Source organism: Ruegeria sp. CDSA033, assembly GCF_059612305.1.
This window is the reverse complement of record NZ_JBXWQI010000005.1, coordinates 279,296-293,362: the sequence shown is the minus strand read 5'-3', so window position 1 is coordinate 293,362 and position 14,067 is coordinate 279,296. Positions and strand designations below refer to the sequence as shown.

The following is a 14,067-nucleotide window of genomic DNA, read 5'->3' as shown; positions in this document are numbered from 1 at the left end:
GTGAACGATCCGCTTTGGGACAGTGACGACGCGCCAGACCCGATTGAACTGGGTGTATTTGGCTGGGCATTGGTGATCTTGCGCGGCCTTCCCTTGGCGCTGCTGGTCTTTGGAGGGCTGCTCGTTTTGTTGACCGTTCGCCTGATCGAGCGCCCGCTGTTCGGTTTACGGCGTCCGATCACTCCGTTCATTGCGCAGTTTGTCTGCCGCAATGCGCTCCGGGTTCTTGGCATTGGCTTTCGCAGCTCTGGCGAATTGATGCGCGAACGCGGCGCTGTGGTCGCGAACCACACATCATGGCTCGATATTTTTGCGTTGAACGCACGCAAACGGGTGTACTTCGTGTCTAAGGCCGAAGTGGCCAAATGGCCGGGTATCGGCTGGCTAGCCCGCGCCACGGGAACGGTGTTTATCGAACGAGATCGCAAAAAGGCCCGCGAACAGACTCTGATCTTTGAAGAGCGCTTGAAAGCCGGGCATAAGTTGTTGTTTTTCCCCGAGGGCACCTCAACCGATGGTCTTCGTGTTTTACCCTTTAAAACAACGCTTTTCGCCGCGTTCTTCTCGGATGAATTGCGGGACTTCATGTATGTTCAGCCTGTTTCCGTGGTCTTTCACGCGCCAAAAGGGCAGCCTGATAGGTTCTATGGCTGGTGGGGCGATATGGATTTTGCCCCGCATCTTCTCAAGACCTTGGGCGCGCGTCGGCAGGGTACGGTAGAATTGATTTACCACGTTCCAGCCAAAGTCAGCGACTTTGCCGACCGCAAGGCGTTGGCAGCACATTGCGAAGAGGCAGTGCGCCACGCGCATGCAATTGCGCGGCTTGAAAAATAAGGCCATTTGGCACTTGCACAGGGCGAATTCCTACCGTATACGCGCGCCATTAAAACCCGCAGGCGGGGTTTGGGCTATTTGAGGGAGACATCCTTATCTGGCCCGCCGGTTGGAGCATCCGCTTCTTTCACCCCCGCCCAGGCGTAAACCGGAAAAGGAAAATAGCATGGCTCTTCCCGAGTTCACCATGCGTCAGCTGCTGGAAGCTGGCGTTCACTTTGGTCACCAGACACAGCGTTGGAATCCCCGCATGGGCCCGTTCATCTACGGCTCACGCAATGGCATCCACATCATGGACCTGACCCAGACCGTTCCGATGCTGGACCAGGCTCTGCAGGCCGTTCGTGACACAGTCGCAAAAGGTGGCCGTGTTCTGTTCGTTGGTACCAAGCGTCAGGCTGCTCAGCCGATCGCAGAAGCCGCTGAAAAGTCGGCTCAGTACTACATGAACCACCGCTGGCTGGGCGGCACGCTGACCAACTGGAAAACCGTTTCCCAGTCGATCAACCGTCTGAACCAGATCGACGAAGCCATGGAAACGGGCGCCGAAGGCCTGACCAAGAAAGAGCGTCTGGGCATGGAACGTGACCAGGGCAAACTGCAGGCATCGCTGGGCGGTATCCGTGAAATGGGCGGCGTTCCCGATCTGCTGTTCGTCATCGACGTCAAAAAAGAAGCACTGGCCATCGCCGAAGCCAACAAGCTGGGTATTCCGGTTGTGGCAATTGTCGACACCAACTGCTCGCCCGATGGCGTGGATTACATCATCCCCGGTAACGACGACGCAGCGCGCGCGATCTCTCTGTATTGCGATCTGGTTGCTCGTGCTGCTCTGGACGGTATGACCGCTCAGATGGGTGCTGCAGGCGTTGACCTGGGCGCATTCGAAGAAGCACCGGTTGAAGAAGTCGTTGCGGAAGAAGCACCCGTTGCAGAAGAAGCCACGCCGGAAGCCAAAGCTGAAGCGTAAGCTGCCCGTCACGTAAATGACATATGGGGCAGGGTAGACCTGCCCCAATTCCGTTTGAATTGAGGAGAGCCAAAAGATGGCAATCACAGCAGCAATGGTTAAAGAACTGCGCGACTCGACCGGCGCAGGCATGATGGACGCAAAAAAAGCGCTGACCGAAACCGGCGGCAACATGGACGAAGCCGTTGATTGGCTGCGCACCAAGGGTCTGGCCAAAGCGGCCAAGAAATCCGGCCGTACCGCAGCAGAAGGTCTGGTTGCAGTTCACGTCAACGGTGGCAACGGTGTTGCTGTCGAAGTGAACTCGGAAACCGACTTCGTTGCGAAGAACGCCGAATTCCAGGAAATGGTTGGCAAGATTGCTTACGCAGCAGAAGGCGTCGACAATGTCGAAGCTCTGCTGGCGGCTGATCTGGGCGGCAAAAACGTTGCCGACACTCTGACCGACAAGATCGCCACCATTGGTGAGAACATGTCGGTTCGCCGCATGGCGAAACTGTCGGGCGACACCGTTGTGTCCTACGTCCACAACGCGGCCACCAACGGCATGGGCAAAATCGGTGTACTGGTTGCTCTGTCCGGTGGTGATGAAGCGATCGGCAAGCAGATTGCGATGCACATCGCAGCTGTGAACCCGGCGGCTCTGTCCGAAGCGGACATGGACCCGGCTGTTGTCGAAAAAGAAAAGCAGGTTCAGATGGACATAGCCCGCGAATCCGGCAAGCCGGAGCAGGTGATCGAAAAAATGATCGTTGGCCGTATGAAGAAATTCGTCGCGGAATCAACTTTGCTGAACCAGTCGTTCGTTGTGAACCCTGACCTGACCGTCGAAGCCGCTGCCAAAGAAGCAGGCGCAACCATCACTGGTTTCGTCCGTCTGGAAGTTGGCGAAGGCATCGTGGTCGAAAAAGAAGACTTTGCAGCCGAAGTTGCCAAGGCCGTACAGGGCTAAATCTGACAGAGGCCTTGAAAGGGGCCTCAACCTGAACAGAATTAAACCGGCTACTTTCCAGTAGTCGGTTTTTTTGCGCCTTCCGGCGTAGGAACAGATCATACACTACTATTGGAAGGATTGAGGGGCCCCGCAGATGGGGATGGTCGAGGCCCCCCAAAATTCCGACTAAGAGACGCGGACAAATAGACGCCTTTATGTCAGAGCAACCGGAGAGCTTTGGTATTGCAAAGATCCGATCAAAACGTTCCCAGGCTAAAGCCACCACTCACGGAACAATCTCACTTTGCAACTGGGGCTCAGATTTGGGAAGTCATGTTTTCCTTACCCTACGTAAATTGACGCAATTTAGCGTCAAAAAGAACACATCATGCTTCCATGATGAACATCTGATTTTGCAGGGATGCTTTGAGCACGGCTTGCGCTGTGGTTTCGACTGAAAGAGACTCACGGGCAAGCCTCAAATGCTTCTCAACGGTAGCCGACGTCAGCCCCATCAAAAGCGCTATGTCCTGCGTTGTCTTCCCATCGCCAACCCATTCTAGCGCCTCGCGCTGACGTTTTGTCAGAGCGCGATTGGGGGTGTTGTAGGGCAGGGTAAGTATCTTCAGATGCGCGACATTGTTCATCAACAAGATGTCATCGCCATGTTCCGCCCAGATTGCGTCAACCTCATCCTGACCAACGGCCCCGCCAGCCGAAAGAGAGATCGCACCCTTGGACCGCATCGACACCGAGGTGAAACTGATAGTGTATCCCGCCACAACGCCTTTTGACCGATTGAACTCGTATACTTGGCGTTCCTGGGCGGTCATCGTGCCGTCGGAATTCATATCCTGAATCATTCTCCAACTGGCCGCGCCTTCATTGTGAAGCGCCCATTTCAGCATGGGTGCATGAAAGTACAGCCCATCGCGAACGAAACCATCAATGTACTCTTTGCCGTGGTTTGTAAGGATGGTGAAGTCTTCGGGGTCTCCCAAAGACGTTTCGGTCCTGTAGCGCGTATAGCCGTATAGCAGACGGTCGAAACCGAAAATTGCCATCTGGCGGCAATGAGCGTCCCAAAGCTCTTCCAGAGTTTTGACGTAGCTGAGGAAATTCAGATACTCACCCAGCTTCATACGGACCCCTCATTTTGCAAATGCGCCGACAGCGCATCCAACGCCATCACATAGCCCTGCAGCCCAAAGCCGCAGATCTGTCCCAGCGCAACCGGCGCCACATAGGATTTGTGCCGGAAGGGTTCACGTGCGTGTATGTTCGACAGGTGAACCTCAACAACCGGCAGGTCTACCGAAGCGATCGCATCCATCAAAGCGACCGAGGTGTGTGTATACGCCCCAGCGTTCAGAACGATCCCGTCCTGATTGCCTTTGGCCGCGTGGATCGCGTCGATCAGCACACCTTCGTGATTGGATTGCAGGTGTGATACGTCCAACCCGATAGACGCGCCGTGGCTTACACAGGTTTCTTCGACCATTTTCAGCGTTGTACGGCCATAAACCTCGGGTTGTCGTGTGCCCAGCAAGTTCAGGTTCGGACCGTTCAAAATCAGAACTTTATGCATTCATTCTCCGTCCCATTACTGGTTGATAAACGTGATTAGGTATGGATGTCCACCAGCCTGCGCACTCATCAGGCGAGTGTCGCGCATCTAACACCATCTGATCTTGAACCAAGCGTCGAAAACCAGTCAGGATTCTGGCATCGTTACCACAACTTTTCCAAGAACGGTGCGGTCGTTCAATAACTTCAGTGCCTCGCTTGCATCCGCTAAAGGAAACCGCCGACTGATTTGCGGCTTTATCTGTGAATTGGCGTATAAGTCGAACAACTCGCTGATATTTTCGGCATGGCCTTTGGGATCCCGATAGACCGAAGCCCCCCAGAACACGCCAACGACCTGGCAGCCCTTCAACAATGGTAGATTGAGTGGGACTTTGGGAATACCGGCCGGAAACCCGACAACAAGGAACCGGCCATTCCACGCCATGCTTCGCAGCGCTGGTTCGGCATAATCCCCACCAACGGCATCATAGACTACATCCACGCCATTTGCGCCCGCAATGGCCTTGATTTCACCAGAGAATGCCTTTTGGGCATCACGATCCATCTGGCGGGAATATACGATTGTGTCGTCCGCGCCGATTTGACGGCAAAAATCCGCCTTTTCCTGAGAAGATACGGCCGCTATGACACGCGCCCCCATCGCCTTGCCCAGCTCAATGGCCGCGCTACCGACACCACCTGCGGCACCCAGCACCAAAAGCGTTTCACCAGGCTGCAATGCGGCACGGTCTTTCAGCGCGTGGTAGGACGTGCCGTAGGTGAAAATGAAACATGCCGCGTCATCGAATGGCATCGATGCGGGGAATTTCACTGCTGTGGCCGCCTTGACCGTCAATTGCGTGGTAAAACCGCCAAATCCGGTCAGCGCCAGAACCCTGTCCCCAACCTCGAACCCGTTAACGCCTTCTCCAACGCCCAATACCTCACCTGCGATTTCCCCCCCGGGGGCAAATGGTCTTGGTGGTTTAATCTGATACAGGTCCTGGATCATCAACGTATCGGGGAAATTGACGCCAGCAGCCTTGACCCCAACCAGCAACTCTCCCTTTCCTGGCACCGGGTCGGGCAGGGTCGTAAGTTCCAATGTATCCGGTCCGCCCGGCGCGACGCTGAGTAACGCTTGCATATTGACTGTCTTGTCCTTGTTATTCGGTTGAGAGGACCTTTGGCGCAGCGGTGAATGTTGTCAAGAATTCCGCAGGGTGCAAATCTCGCCGATAATCGCCACCTGTGCCACAATTCAAAACCGAGGAGCAGACCATGACCCCTGAAACCCTATTTTCGCTGCAGGGAAAAACCGCACTGGTTACAGGCGGTGCCACCGGCATTGGCCGGATGGCTGCGGAATCGCTTGTAAGGGCAGGGGCGCGCGTGCTGATCGCGTCGCGCAAGGGGGAAGCCTGTGAAACCGTCGCGGCCGAGCTGAATGCTCTGGACGCGCCCGGAAGCGCCGAAGGTTTCAGCGGAGATGTCGGAACGGAAGAAGGCGTTCTGGCCATGGTCGATGAGGTCAAGAATCGCACGGATACCCTCGATATCCTGATGAATAATGCGGGCATCTCTTGGGGTTCACCGCTGGGACAGTTTCCCCATCACGCGTGGGAAAAGGTCAATTCCGTCAACGTCGCTGGTCTGTTCGAACTGACGCAGCGTCTGTTGCTGATGCTGATGAAGTCCGGAACACCTGATGATCCGGCGCGCGTGGTCAACGTTGGATCGGTAATGGGTGAGGTACCGATGGGCGACGGTGCCTACAGCTATTCCGCATCCAAAGCTGCGGTGCTGCACTTGACCAAGATTCTGGCCAAGGAATTGTCGCCCTATCACGTCACTGTTAACGCGCTTGCGCCGGGACCATTTGTATCACGGATGACAGCCTTTGCGACGGCAGACGAGGGCACGCGCGAAAAGGTTGGCAAGACAGTTCCGTTGGGCCGTGTAGGTCGCGACGAGGATATCGCCGGGTGTTTGTTGTTCCTGTGCGGGCGTGGCGGCAGCTATGTGACCGGAGCCGTTATCCCGGTTTCTGGGGGCCTGAACGTGGTGACCGCCGGTAATCTCTTCGCCGAAGCACTATAGGGCCGGGGGAATAGTTATTGGAAATGCGTGATAAATCACAACTCGACCTGACGGCGCTAGACACCTATCTCAGCGCAAATTTGGACGGTTACATGGGGCCGCTGGAAGCGACGAAGTTCGCCATTGGACAATCCAACCCGACTTTCGAACTGCGCACACCGTCCAAGACTTACGTGCTGCGCCGTAAGCCGCCAGGCGTTTTGCTGAAATCAGCCCATGCTGTGGAACGCGAGTTTCGCGTTCAAAGCGCACTGGCCGATAGCGCGGTTCCGGTCCCTCGGATGATGCTGCTTTGCGAGGATGACGACATCATCGGTTCGGCGTTTTATGTCATGGAACGGTTGCAGGGGCGTGTATTCCTTGAACCTACGACGGATGAGGCCGACAACCCAACTCGCAGTAGTATATTCGACGAAATGAACCGCGTGCTGGCCGATTTGCATGACGTCGATGTGGACGCGGTAGGCCTGTCCGACTATGGCCCGCCCGGCAATTACTTTGAGCGCCAAATTGCCCGATGGACCAAGCAGTTTCGCGCATCCGAAACAACGACCATCCCCGAAATGGATGCGCTCATTTCCGCGCTTGAGGGATCCATTCCAGCGGATGACGGGCAGCGAACTTTGGTTCACGGTGACTACCGCATTGATAATCTGATGTTCGAGCAAAACGGTTCGCGCTGCATTGGCGTTCTGGATTGGGAGCTGTCGACGATTGGGCACCCATACGCAGATCTGGCGGCAGTCATCATGCAGTGGCAATTACCCCCCGGAAACGAGGGGCGCGGGTTGGCAGGCATCGACCGTCAAGCCCTGGGAATACCGTCGGATCAAGAGTTTATCCGGCGATATTGCCAGCGTCGCGGCCTACCCGGAATCAAAAATTTCGGGTTCTACCTGGCGTTCAATTTCTTCCGAATGGCCGGAATTCTACAGGGTGTGTACAAGCGCGCATTGGATGGCAACGCGTCTGATCCCAAACGCGCGCAGGTATTTGGGGCTTATGTTCCGGTGTTTGCAAAACACGGGCTGGAAGCAATGAAATCGTAGATATTCCGTCAGTCTGATGGCCGGGAAAGCTCCAACTCAATATTGCCAAGGCTGTTTTTGCCAAAGAACATCTCGGTGCCCACAAACATTGTGGGCACACCGAATACACCTTGCTTTACGGCGGCTTTGGATTGCTCTTTGAGCCGCTGCTTTATTTCGGCACCCGTCATAGCCTCGCGGATCTTGCGCGCAGGAAGTTTGTTTTCCTGCAAGATATCCATCAGCACTCCCAGTTCATCAACTTTCTGGCCATGCACCCAGATCGCATCAAATATCGCGTTTATATATTTGGATTCCCAGGATTTTCCCGAGGCAAATACAGCGCCGCGCGTGGCAAATTTTGTGTTCACCGGGAAATGCGGGCTCATATGAAAGCTCAATCCGCGTCTGCGGGCAAAGCGATGAAGATCATGGGTCAGATAGGCCGTTTTCTGGCGGTTTTCCGAGAATGCCTCGAACGGGTTCTGATTATGCGTCGCCTTGAATATCGTCGGCAGTAACACGGGCACATAGCTTACCTGCATGCCATTTCGTTTCGCCAGTTCGGGCAAAACCTTATGGGCTAGAAATGCGTTTGGGCTGCAAAAATCGAAAATGAAATCTATGGTCTGCGTCATTGTCTAAACTCCGATACGACGATCTGTGAAATGAACTCTGAACCACCAGACGAATCTATAACGCGTCTAGTGTACAGGCGGGAAGGCTGGTGCGCACTGGCCGTTGGTCACGATGTGGGAAATCAGGAATTCCTCTGTCAATTCAGTGCGTCACCGGCCAAGATCAACAAAACCGCCGAGGAGGTTCGAGAAACCCATGCGCAACCAGACCACCCTTGATCCCGCCCGCCTGAATCGCATACGGGACTGGATGCAGCGCTATGTCGATGAGCGCAAATACGCGGGCAGTTCATTACTATTGACCCACCACGGGTCCGAGGCGTTTTTTCACGCCTGTGGCCTCAGAAATGTCGAGAAGGACCTGCCGTTTCAGCGCGATACGCTCGTTCGGATCTATTCTATGACGAAACCCATCACCTCGGTCGCGGTGATGATGCTGGCCGAGCGTGGGTTGTTCCACCTCGACGCGCCACTCTCTGAATTCCTGCCTGAATTTGCTTCCGTGCTGGCTCTTGTGCCCGGGGCGGAGAGGCTGGATCAAACCGAAGATGCTCCATCCCCGACACTGCATCAGCTTCTGACCCATACAAGCGGATTCAGTTATCCGTTCAATCCCGGTGTTCTCCCGGCAGCAATGGATGCACGGAAGCTAATTTTTAGCCCAAATCAAGGGCCTTTGAAGGACAGGATCAGCGCACTGGCACAACTGCCATTGGCATTCCAGCCCGGAACCCGTTGGGAATATTCAGTTTCCACTGATGTGTTGGGCCGCGTGGTCGAGGTTGTGTCCGGCAAATCCTTGGATCAGTTCTTCGAGCAAGAGATCTTTGAGCCGCTTGGGCTGGCCGAGACCGGATTTTCTGTACCCAAAGGGGCAGGGGATCGGTTCTCGTCTCTCTATACGCCGCTGGCCGGGGACGCGATGGCGCTGAATTCAGCCGAGACCGGCGAGGACACCCTGCGATTGACAGACGAGGCAGGCGCATCCCCTTTTGAAATGGCGACGACCTTTTCGGGCGGTGGCGGTTTGGTCAGCACGATCGACGACTACGTCAAATTCACCGAGATGATGCGAAATCGGGGGCAGGGCAACGGCCACCGCTTGCTGGGTTCAAAGACAGTCGATTTCATGCTGCAAAACCACTTGCCGGGCGATATCGCCTCGATGGGCCCGCAAAGCTTTGCCGAGCAACCGATGGAAGGCATGGGATTTGGTCTGGCCGGGTCTGTCATCATCAACCCTGGCAGAACCCGAACACCTGGGTCATTAGGTGATTTTAGTTGGGGCGGTATGGCTTCGACATTCTTCTGGATTGACCGCAGCAACGATCTGTCGGCCGTATTCTTCACCCAATTGTCGCCGTCCAGTTCTTACCCGTCCCGATCCGAGCTAAAGGCGCTGGTAATGGGCGCGTTGGTTGATTGACCCGGGTGGCGCTGATACGCCTTTTTCATAGCTAACCGGAGAGTCGCCAATGACCGAAGCAGAACGTGTCCTTCTTGACCTTTTGAACCTCGAGAGGCTCGAAGTTGACCTGTTCCGAGGCACCGGGTCAGGCGGCGAGACTCCGACGCGAATTTTTGGCGGGCAGGTGGTGTCGCAGGCTCTGGCGGCGGCGTACCGTACTGTGGATGATCGGCTGTGCCATTCGCTGCATGCGTATTTTATTCGCCCGGGTGATCCATCTATTCCTGTTATTTATCAAGTTGATAGAGCCCGGGATGGAGGTTCATTTACCACACGGCGCGTGGTCGCGATACAACATGGCAAACAGATCTTGAACGTATCGGCCTCGTTCCACATTCAGGATGAAGGCTGGGATCATCACCATGAGATGCCCCAGATGGAGGACCCGGAAAGTTATCCGTCGCGCACTGAACTGCGCAAGAAATACGTGGATTTGGTACCCAAACACATGCGTGGTGAGCTGACACGCGAACGGCCGATTGAGGTCCGTGAGGCCAGCCATCTTGATCCGTTCCATCCTGAAAAATCGGACGATCGAAATCAGGTCTGGTTCCGCATGCCCGGCGCAGTGGGGGCGGATTCCGCCACTCAGCAATTGCTGCTGACTTACGCGTCTGACATGTATCTGATGGGATCAGGTATGCGACCGCATGGCCTCAGCTGGTTTACAGGTCAGGTCAATGGGGCCAGCCTGGATCACGCCATGTGGTTCCACGCGCCGATCCATTTTGAAAACTGGCATCTGTATTCGATGGATTCGCCATGGAGTGGGCGAGGGCGCAACTTCAACCGAGGGTCGATTTATGCACAAGACGGCAATTTGGTTGCTTCGGTCACGCAGGAAGGCCTGATGCGAAAAGCCCAGAAGAAACTTTAATCATCGTCCGTAAACTGTTGATTTAAATTGTTCATACCCCTAAGCCAGCTGTCGTAATCATTGGATTTGTGCCGAATGTAGTCCAACACTTTCGAATGCGGTAGCACCAGAAACTGTTCCGACTCAATGGCTTCGACACAGGCCTGGGCCACGTCTTCAGGCTCTAGCATACCGTCGATTGACGCTACCGAATCCTCAAAGCCGCGTGTCATTTCGGACCGAACCGCTTGCGGACATAGAACGGAAACGCGCAGGCCTTTATGGCTGTATGTCAGCGACAGCCATTCGGCAAAGCCCACGGCGGCGTGTTTAGAAACGCCGTATGGTGCAGCGCCAGGCTGGTTCAAAAGTCCGGCCGCCGAGGCCGTTGTCATGATGTAGCCACCGCCGCGCGCGATCATATGCGGAACCAGATGACGCGCGGTCCAGACATGCGACATGACGTTGATTTTCCAGATCCGCTCCCAGTCTTCATCCGGAACTTCCAGACCACCAAGAGTCAGGATGCCGGCATTTGCACAAAACAGATCAATCGGGCCAATCTCATCTTCGACGTGATCAATTAACGCTTTGATACTGTCTTCGTCTGAAACATCGCATGTGACCGCGTGTCCGTTGATTTCCATGGCCACAGAACGCGCAGCTTGGGTGTCTATGTCCGCGCATACGACCGTTGCACCTTCGCGCGCGAACCGGGTTGCCAGACCTTTACCGATACCGTTGGCTGCACCGGTGATCACCAGAGTCTTGCCATTCAAGTTCATCAGGGGCTCCGAATTGGACATTTTGAAAGGCATCGTAAGGCATTGGCAATTTTGGGAAAACTGGAAACTGCCAATACCATATTTTTACCATAATACCGATTATGCGGTATCTAAAATATCCTAGTAGAAGGCCTGAAGTCCGGTCTGTGCCCGCCCCAAAATCAACGCATGAACGTCGTGCGTGCCCTCATAGGTGTTCACAGTTTCCAGATTAACCATGTGACGGATCACTTGGAATTCCAGTGAGATGCCATTGCCACCGTGCATGTCCCGGGCCATTCGTGCGATGTCCAACGCTTTGCCGCAGTTGTTGCGCTTCACGAGCGAGATCATCTCGGGCGCTGCTTCGGCCTGATCCATCAAACGGCCAACACGCAGGCTGGCTTGCAGGCCCAGGGCGATCTCGGTTTGCATATCTGCCAGTTTGCGTTGGAACAGTTGCGTCTGCGCCAGTGGCTTGTTGAACTGTTTGCGGTCCAGACCATACTGACGAGCACCGTGCCAGCAGCTTTCCGCGGCGCCCATGACGCCCCAGCTGATCCCGTAACGGGCGCGGTTCAGACAGCCGAACGGTCCTTTTAGGCCCTGAACATGCGGCAGCAACGCACCCTCACCCACTTCGACGCCGTCCAGAACGATCTCACCCGTGATCGACGCCCGCAGGCTCATCTTGTTCTGAATCTTGGGCGCGCTCAGACCTTTAAGGCCCTTGTCCAGAACAAAGCCACGGATCTTGCCGTCATGGGCGTCGGACTTGGCCCACACCACAAAGACGTCTGCGATGGGTGAATTCGAGATCCACATCTTGCTGCCGGTCAGCCGATAACCACCGTCGATCTTTTCCGCGCGGGTTTTCATGCCCGCTGGGTCTGAGCCGGCATCAGGTTCTGTCAGACCAAAGCAACCGATCCATTCGCCACTGGCCAGTTTTGGAAGGTACTTCCGGCGCTGTTCTTCGCTGCCATATGCATAGATCGGGTACATCACCAATGAGCTTTGCACCGACATCATCGAGCGATAGCCGGAATCGACACGCTCAACCTCGCGCGCGACCAGGCCGTAAGACACATAGCCGCCACCAAGACCGCCATATTCTTCTGGAATCGTGGTGCCCAAAAGGCCCATTTCACCCATTTCTCGGAAGATTTCCGGATCCGTTTCCTCGTTCTGGAAGGCTTCCAGAACCCGTGGCTGCAGTTTTTCCTGACAATATGCCTGCGCGCTCGCGGCGATCATGCGCTCATCTTCAGTCAGTTGATCCGCCAAACGGAACGGATCGTCCCACGAGAAAGCCCCCATCTCAGGTGCGTCTTTGGCGCGCAAAGTCGGTTTGGTGTTCGGGGCGTTCATTTTGCTTCTCCGCTTAGTGAGGTTTTTTGCAAACTACCCAACCACCAGCGCAAATAACAGCCACAGTTTCGCATCGAACCATGAGTAAACCGCATAGAACAGGGCAATGCGCCCTGCCCTGTGCTTTTACCCCAGCGCATACCCTGCGCCGCGGACCGTACGCACGGGATCATCGCCGCCATGCTGCGTCAACGCCTTGCGCAAGCGGCCGATGTGAACGTCAACTGTTCTGGTATCGACATAGATATCGCGCCCCCAGACCCGGTCGAGCAGCTGTTCGCGGCTCCAGACACGACCCGGTTTTTCCATGAACGTGCTCAGAAGACGAAACTCGGTCGGGCCCAGTTTCAGCGGCTTGCTGTTGCGGCTGACCTTATGTGTCTCGGAATCCAGAATGATATCCGCAAATTCAAGCTTGATACCGACCGTTGCCGGGCGAACACGGCGCAACTGTGTGCGCACGCGCGCCATAAGCTCGACAACCGAATACGGCTTGACCACATAGTCATCCGCCCCGGTTTCCAAACCACGCACCTTGTCGACCTCTTCCGACCGGGCTGAAAGCATGATGATGGGGATCGATCGTGTATCCGGGCGCGTTTTAAGGCGGCGGCACACTTCGATCCCGCTGAGATTAGGCATCATCCAGTCCAGAACGATGATGTCCGGGCTGTCTTCATCAACTAGCAGCAATGCCTCGTCGCCATTGGCCGCCTTGGATACACGAAACCCTTCTGCTTCGAGGTTATAGACCAGCACTTCACGCTGGGCCAGTTCATCCTCAACAACCAAGACCGTAGGCTGATCAGCGGACATAATCATTGCCTCCTAGGCGGTTTGCGAGGTTGTATCAGCTTTGGGACGTGCTTCCGATGGCCGTTCCCCAGTCACCAGATAGACCACCTGCTCAGCGATGGCTGTGACGTGATCGCCCATCCGTTCGATGTTCTTTGCGATGAAATGCAGGTGCATGCAGGAAGAGATGTTGCGGGGATCTTCAGCCATGAAAGTCAGAAACTCGCGGAACAGGCCGTTATACATCTGGTCTACTTCTTCATCCCGCTGGATCACGTCAGCGGCCAATTCGGCGTCACGTTGAATATAGGCGTCCAACGCGTCGCGCAGCATCCTCTCAACCTCGCGCGCCATACGGCGCAGGGCTGCGGCGCTGCCGTTGATCTCACCGGCGTCGACCAGAACCGTGGTGCGTTTGGCGATGTTTTTGGAATAGTCGCCGATACGTTCCAGGTTGGCCGAGACCTTCAGAACAGACAGAACCAGACGCAGGTCGCTCGCTGTGGGTGCCCGCAGCGCAATCACCCGCGCGGTTTCTTCGTTGATCAGATCCTCAAGCGCATCAATGGCTTTGTCGCCCTGACGCACCTCTTGGGCCAATTCGACATCCCGGGTTTCAAGCGAGCGCGCGGCGTTCATGATCGCGGCCTCGACCAGACCGCCCATCTTCATGATATGGGCCTGAACCGCTTCAAGGTCGCGGTCGAATGCGGATGCAATATGTTGTTCGGTCATGT

The 14,067-nt window shown here is 55.5% G+C and carries 15 protein-coding genes; 7 read left to right on the top strand and 8 right to left on the bottom strand.

Features of this window, described 5'->3' with window-relative positions; all coding sequences use genetic code 11:
• The 3 genes from olsA to tsf all read left to right on the top strand — a co-directional run bounded on the left by olsA (position 1) and on the right by tsf (position 2,759).
• Positions 1–837: a lyso-ornithine lipid O-acyltransferase gene (olsA, locus tag AC2FLA_RS09830; RefSeq protein ID WP_496721826.1), complete on the top strand. Its 837-nt coding sequence runs from the start codon at positions 1–3 to the stop codon at positions 835–837.
• Between the two features lie 166 nt (positions 838–1,003).
• The gene (rpsB, locus tag AC2FLA_RS09825; RefSeq protein WP_496721825.1) at positions 1,004–1,807 is read left to right on the top strand and encodes a 30S ribosomal protein S2; all 804 of its coding nucleotides are present in this window, start codon (positions 1,004–1,006) and stop codon (positions 1,805–1,807) included.
• Between the two features lie 76 nt (positions 1,808–1,883).
• Entirely contained in the window at positions 1,884–2,759 is an 876-nt protein-coding gene (tsf, locus tag AC2FLA_RS09820) for a translation elongation factor Ts (protein WP_496721824.1), read from the top strand.
• A gap of 368 nt (positions 2,760–3,127) precedes the next feature.
• Here the strand turns inward: tsf and AC2FLA_RS09815 are convergent, their stop codons facing one another.
• The 3 genes from AC2FLA_RS09815 to AC2FLA_RS09805 form a co-directional block, all read right to left on the bottom strand.
• A complete protein-coding gene (locus AC2FLA_RS09815) occupies positions 3,128–3,883 on the bottom strand; it encodes a LuxR family transcriptional regulator (protein ID WP_108858614.1) in 756 nt (251 codons plus the stop codon).
• Positions 3,880–4,329, bottom strand: coding sequence for a type II 3-dehydroquinate dehydratase (gene aroQ / locus AC2FLA_RS09810; protein WP_058271633.1), 450 nt, complete (start codon positions 4,327–4,329; stop codon positions 3,880–3,882). The genes AC2FLA_RS09815 and aroQ overlap by 4 nt, the downstream gene beginning before the upstream one ends.
• A gap of 126 nt (positions 4,330–4,455) precedes the next feature.
• Positions 4,456–5,457, bottom strand: a complete 1,002-nt coding sequence (locus AC2FLA_RS09805) for an NADPH:quinone oxidoreductase family protein (protein WP_282168318.1) — start codon at positions 5,455–5,457, stop codon at positions 4,456–4,458.
• A gap of 134 nt (positions 5,458–5,591) precedes the next feature.
• Between AC2FLA_RS09805 and AC2FLA_RS09800 the strand changes: the two genes are divergently transcribed.
• The gene (locus tag AC2FLA_RS09800) at positions 5,592–6,410 is read left to right on the top strand and encodes an SDR family oxidoreductase (RefSeq protein WP_496721823.1); all 819 of its coding nucleotides are present in this window, start codon (positions 5,592–5,594) and stop codon (positions 6,408–6,410) included.
• A 23-nt stretch (positions 6,411–6,433) separates the two neighbouring features.
• Complete coding sequence (locus AC2FLA_RS09795; RefSeq protein ID WP_496721822.1) at positions 6,434–7,459, top strand: phosphotransferase family protein; 1,026 nt, start codon at positions 6,434–6,436, stop codon at positions 7,457–7,459.
• 8 nt (positions 7,460–7,467) lie between these two features.
• On the opposite strand, the gene AC2FLA_RS09790 is transcribed toward AC2FLA_RS09795, so the two are convergent.
• A complete protein-coding gene (locus AC2FLA_RS09790) occupies positions 7,468–8,076 on the bottom strand; it encodes a 2-hydroxychromene-2-carboxylate isomerase (RefSeq protein WP_496721821.1) in 609 nt (202 codons plus the stop codon).
• A 196-nt stretch (positions 8,077–8,272) separates the two neighbouring features.
• On the opposite strand from AC2FLA_RS09790, the gene AC2FLA_RS09785 reads away from it, so the two are divergent.
• Entirely contained in the window at positions 8,273–9,502 is a 1,230-nt protein-coding gene (locus tag AC2FLA_RS09785) for a serine hydrolase domain-containing protein (RefSeq protein ID WP_496721820.1), read from the top strand.
• A gap of 49 nt (positions 9,503–9,551) precedes the next feature.
• A complete protein-coding gene (locus AC2FLA_RS09780) occupies positions 9,552–10,421 on the top strand; it encodes an acyl-CoA thioesterase (protein ID WP_496721819.1) in 870 nt (289 codons plus the stop codon).
• Here AC2FLA_RS09780 and AC2FLA_RS09775 read toward each other — a convergent pair.
• The 4 genes from AC2FLA_RS09775 to phoU all read right to left on the bottom strand — a co-directional run bounded on the left by AC2FLA_RS09775 (position 10,418) and on the right by phoU (position 14,065).
• Positions 10,418–11,185, bottom strand: a complete 768-nt coding sequence (locus tag AC2FLA_RS09775; RefSeq protein WP_496721818.1) for an SDR family oxidoreductase — start codon at positions 11,183–11,185, stop codon at positions 10,418–10,420. The genes AC2FLA_RS09780 and AC2FLA_RS09775 overlap by 4 nt on opposite strands.
• Before the next feature lie 120 nt (positions 11,186–11,305).
• Positions 11,306–12,535 (bottom strand): acyl-CoA dehydrogenase, encoded by a 1,230-nt coding sequence (locus AC2FLA_RS09770; RefSeq protein WP_496721817.1) that lies wholly within the window; start codon positions 12,533–12,535, stop codon positions 11,306–11,308.
• 126 nt (positions 12,536–12,661) lie between these two features.
• Entirely contained in the window at positions 12,662–13,351 is a 690-nt protein-coding gene (gene phoB, locus AC2FLA_RS09765) for a phosphate regulon transcriptional regulator PhoB (protein WP_496721816.1), read from the bottom strand.
• A gap of 12 nt (positions 13,352–13,363) precedes the next feature.
• On the bottom strand, positions 13,364–14,065 hold the full coding sequence (gene phoU, locus AC2FLA_RS09760; protein ID WP_058271623.1) for a phosphate signaling complex protein PhoU: 702 nt from the start codon (positions 14,063–14,065) through the stop codon (positions 13,364–13,366).
• Between the last annotated feature and the right edge of the window lie 2 nt (positions 14,066–14,067).